The sequence below is a fragment of the Planomonospora algeriensis genome, from assembly GCF_977012225.1.
Window position 1 is genome coordinate 1 of the sequence record NZ_CDRNDK010000551.1, and the last position, 3,735, is coordinate 3,735.

At 73.7% G+C, this 3,735-nt stretch carries 6 protein-coding genes; 4 read left to right on the forward strand and 2 right to left on the reverse strand.

Features of this window, described 5'->3' with window-relative positions; genetic code table 11:
• The 4 genes from ACWJ6R_RS32230 to ACWJ6R_RS32245 form a co-directional block, all read left to right on the forward strand.
• Positions 1-502, forward strand: a 502-nt coding sequence (locus tag ACWJ6R_RS32230) for a cbb3-type cytochrome c oxidase subunit I (protein WP_449065836.1), incomplete at its 5' end; no start/stop codon positions are given.
• 75 nt (positions 503-577) lie between these two features.
• Positions 578-1,156: a DUF5709 domain-containing protein gene (locus ACWJ6R_RS32235; protein ID WP_449065837.1), complete on the forward strand. Its 579-nt coding sequence runs from the start codon at positions 578-580 to the stop codon at positions 1,154-1,156.
• Positions 1,157-1,179: 23 nt separating this feature from the next.
• Positions 1,180-1,740 carry a hypothetical protein gene (locus ACWJ6R_RS32240; protein ID WP_449065838.1) on the forward strand — a complete coding sequence of 187 codons (561 nt, stop codon included), beginning with the start codon at positions 1,180-1,182 and terminating at the stop codon, positions 1,738-1,740.
• A 384-nt stretch (positions 1,741-2,124) separates the two neighbouring features.
• On the forward strand, positions 2,125-2,463 hold the full coding sequence (locus ACWJ6R_RS32245) for a DUF3040 domain-containing protein (RefSeq protein WP_449065839.1): 339 nt from the start codon (positions 2,125-2,127) through the stop codon (positions 2,461-2,463).
• A gap of 58 nt (positions 2,464-2,521) precedes the next feature.
• Here ACWJ6R_RS32245 and ACWJ6R_RS32250 read toward each other — a convergent pair whose 3' ends face one another.
• Together ACWJ6R_RS32250 and ACWJ6R_RS32255 are read right to left on the reverse strand one after the other, a co-directional pair.
• Positions 2,522-3,076 (reverse strand): hypothetical protein, encoded by a 555-nt coding sequence (locus tag ACWJ6R_RS32250; protein ID WP_449065840.1) that lies wholly within the window; start codon positions 3,074-3,076, stop codon positions 2,522-2,524.
• Between the two features lie 244 nt (positions 3,077-3,320).
• Positions 3,321-3,735, reverse strand: a 415-nt coding sequence (locus ACWJ6R_RS32255; protein WP_449065841.1) for an Ohr family peroxiredoxin, incomplete at its 5' end; no start/stop codon positions are given.

Here is a 3,735-nt window from a genome sequence, read left to right on the forward strand (position 1 = left end):
CTTCGGCACCGTGGTCTTCGCGATGTTCGCCGGCTTCTACTTCTGGTGGCCGAAGATGACCGGGCGCATGCTCAACGACACGCTCGGCAAGTGGCACTTCTGGACGCTGTTCATCGGCTTCCACACCACCTTCCTGGTCCAGCACTGGCTGGGCACGCAGGGCTTCCCGCGCCGCTACGCCGACTACAGCGCGATCGACGGCTTCACCGACCTGAACATCGTCTCCTCCGTCGGCGCCCTCGTCCTGGGCCTGTCCACGCTCCCGTTCGTCTACAACGTCTGGCGCACCGCCAAGTACGCGCCGCGGGTGACCGTGGACGACCCGTGGGGGTACGGCAACTCGCTGGAGTGGGCCACCTCCTGCCCGCCGCCGCGGCACAACTTCACCTCCATCCCCACCATCCGCTCCGAGCGGCCCGCCTTCGACCTGCACCACCCCAAGGTGGCCGCCGAGTCCCAGCCGCGCCAGCTGGACCCGACCGCGCCGTCCGAGGAGATCTGACTCCGCCGCCTCCGTTACCGCCGGGACCTGGGGGGCAGCGGGAGACGGTAGGGGAAACAGCAGGAAGGAGTCGCGGTGAGCGAGCACATTCCGGAACACGATCCGCGTTCGCGGTTCGAGGACGAGGGCATCCCGGACCTGCAGGACGGCACTCCGCAGCAGCAGTGGGCGGTGGATCCGCAGGAGGCGCCGCTTCCCGGCGACCGTCCCGTCGCGGTCGACGACTTCGGGACCACGGTCGACGAGCAGATCCAGGGTGAACCGCTGGAGGGCCGGCTGGCACGCGAGGTGCCCGAGGAGCAGGCGGTCTTCGGAGTCGACCCGTCCGAGGGCGCCGGCGCCGGGGAGCGGCGCCTGGATCCGGAGATCCCGGACGACCTCGACGGCGGGGTGAGCGCCACGAGCGGGCTGGGGCCGGGCTCCGACCTCGACACCGGGTACGAGCCGGACACCGGCCTCGATTCCGGATATCCCGCGCAGCCGGAGGAACCGTCGGGCGCGGTGTGGGACGAGCCCCGGCCCGCGGGCCGGCTGGTCGACCCGGACCAGGGCGGCCGCTCCGACAGCGAGGCGGACCTGATCGGCGAGGAGGTCGGTCCGGACGGCGGCGGCTACACGGCCGAAGAGGCCGCCATGCGGGTGGAGCCCGAGTGAGCGAGGAAGGAGGCGGGAGCGCGATGAGCGAGGAAGAGCGCCGCAGAGAGGCCGAGCGGGAGAAGTTCAAGGGCACCACCTTCGATCCCGAGCTGCACGACATGGGCGGCGACATCGGCCCGGCCTCGATCCGCGGGTCCAACGCCAAGCCCGGCGGCGACCCGGACGACGACGCCGCGCCCAAGAGCGGCTGGTCCAGGCCGATGGGCTACATGGCCGGCCCGGACGACGAGCAACCGGGTACGGCGGGCTCGGACGCCAAGGCGGTGGGTGCGCGAACCGACGACGTCGACCACGTCGAGACGGTCCCCGGGCCCAGTCCCTCCCCCATGCCGGAGGGGACCGACGGGCCGTACGGCCGTCCGGAGGACGCCGCCCGGCGGGCGAGGGGCCCGGTGGAGCACGGTCCGGACGACGACGGACCCCGGCCGGACCGTGCGGCCGCGCCCGCGGACGGGCGGGTGGGGGCCGGCCTGGACTGGGTCTCCGGGGACGAGGACGACCCCGACGGAGGGTCGGGCCGGACCGCGGAGGGAGACGGAGGCTACCTGCCGGGAGAGGGCACGGGCCGCCCCTTCCGCTGAGCCGTCCGCTCTCCTGGCCGCCGGCCCCGTTCCGGCCCTCCGGTCCGCCGGTCCGCCGCCGGTCGGCCCGCCGCCCGCCCCCGCTCCGCCGGTGCCTCCGATGGAGCGGGGGCGGGCGGTCGCGCGACGGATGGACAACTCCAGATGAAAGCCACGAAGAAGTGAGATTCCCGTCTCCTTTGGCGTTCCGGTGCCAAAGTTCTTCGATCTCCGTACGGGCGCCGCGTGATCACGGCATGGCGGGGAATTCGTCCTGATGGCTGGATGAAACAGCCAGTAGGTGCTCCCCCTCCTATCTTGGACGGCCATGTCACCTCTGAGCAGCGTCAACCCGATCGCCCAGGCTCCCCGCCGAGCCGGTCCTCCGCGCACCGGCGGCACGTCATGAGCCTGTCCCGGCGGGAGAGCCAGATCCTGGCGGAGATCGAGCAGTCGCTCCGCAGGCAGGACCGGGCCTTCGCCTGCCGTATGGACGCCCTGAACGCGTCGCGGCCCGCCAGAGGCGTGTGCCACCGCTTCGGCTACACCACCAGCCGGCGGGAGCTCGCCTGCGTCATCGCCGCCACGTTCATCCTGACGGCCGTGCTGGTGGTCCTCACCTTCGCGCTTCCCGACCGTCCGTGCACGCTGCGCTCCGCTCCCGCCTCCGCCGGGCCCACCGCCTCCGAACTGCCCTCTTCCGAACTGCCCGCCGAGGCCCGCAGGCCGGTCTGCCGCCGGTGAGCGGCGCACTCACCGGCGGCGACCGGGGCCGTCAGCACTGTCAGGGCTGTCAGGGCTGTCAGCGGGAGAAGGCTCCGCGCACCACGCCCCGGACCACTTCGCCGGGCCGCTGCTGCTCGCCGTGCAGGGAGGTCAGGACGACCAGCACGCCCGTCAGGCCGGGGACCACCCACTGCATGACGCGCAGCCGCCGCTGCGCCCTGGCGATCTCGAGCGGGGTGTCCTCGTCCGGTTTCACCCCGCCCTCCGCGGGCACGTCGCCGGCCCGGTCGAGTTCGGCTCCGAGCTTCCTGCTGTAGACCGTCGCGGCCAGCGCCGCACCGGTCACGATCCCCTTGGCCACGGAGTTGGCCGCCACGCCCCGCTGGGCGGCCACCCGGCCCTTGTTCGCCGCCAGCAGGCCGAACGAACCGGCGAGGTTCATGGCGATGCCCGCGACGTTGACCGGCGTCCACCGGTTCCATCCGGCGTTCGCCACGCGCGTGCGCTCGCGCCTGTCGCTCACCTCGCAGGAGGCCCCGTTGAGGCCGACGGCGCCCATCAGCGCGCCTCCGAACCAGATGGCCGTCCCGATGTCGTGCACGGCGCGCACGACCGTGTTCCGTTGCCGCATGGGCTCTCTCCCCTGCCGTCGGTATGGGCTCCGACGACGTCCCGGCGGGCGGCTGCGGGACGTCGTCGCGACGGAGGTTGAGTACCCGGATCCGGCGGCGGGCTCCCCGCCCGTCCCCGTTCCCGGGACGATTCCTGGGACAAGATTGGCACGGCCCCGCCACCCGGGATCGGGCGGCGCGCACCGCGACTCCGCGGAGCCCGGCCGTCGGCGAGGCCGACCGTGCCGCCCGTGCCGCCCGGGGTCAGGCGACGCGCACCGCGACCTCCGCGGAGCCCAGCAGCGCCTTGGAATACGGGCAGTGCCGGTGTGCCTGCTCGGCGAGGCGGCCTGCGGTCTCCCGGTCGACCCGCGGCATCCGGACCGTCACCTCGACGCCGATCGCGTAGTCGTCGCTCTTGCCGCGCTTGCGCAGCGCCACCGCCGCGTCGACGCTGGCGCCGCCGGTGTCCGCGCCTCCCCTGCCGGCGACCAGTTCGAGGGAGCTGTGGAAGCAGGTCGCGTAGGCCGCGGCCAGGAGCTGCTCCGGATTGGGGGCGCCGCCGGGCCCGCCGAGCTCGCGGGGGGCCCGCATCTCGAGGTCGAGCAGCCCGTCGTCCGTCGTCACCCGCCCGCCCCGGCCGCCCGCCGACGACGCCCGCGCGGTGTAGAGGGTGCCG

Excerpts from the sequence above, each read along its gene's own strand:
- ACWJ6R_RS32240 (WP_449065838.1), top strand. The coding sequence starts at position 1,180 with ATGAGCGAGGAAGAGCGCCGCAGAGAGGCCGAGCGGGAGAAGTTCAAG.
- ACWJ6R_RS32245 (WP_449065839.1), top strand. The coding sequence starts at position 2,125 with ATGAGCCTGTCCCGGCGGGAGAGCCAGATCCTGGCGGAGATCGAGCAG.
- ACWJ6R_RS32250 (WP_449065840.1), bottom strand. The coding sequence starts at position 3,076 with ATGCGGCAACGGAACACGGTCGTGCGCGCCGTGCACGACATCGGGACG.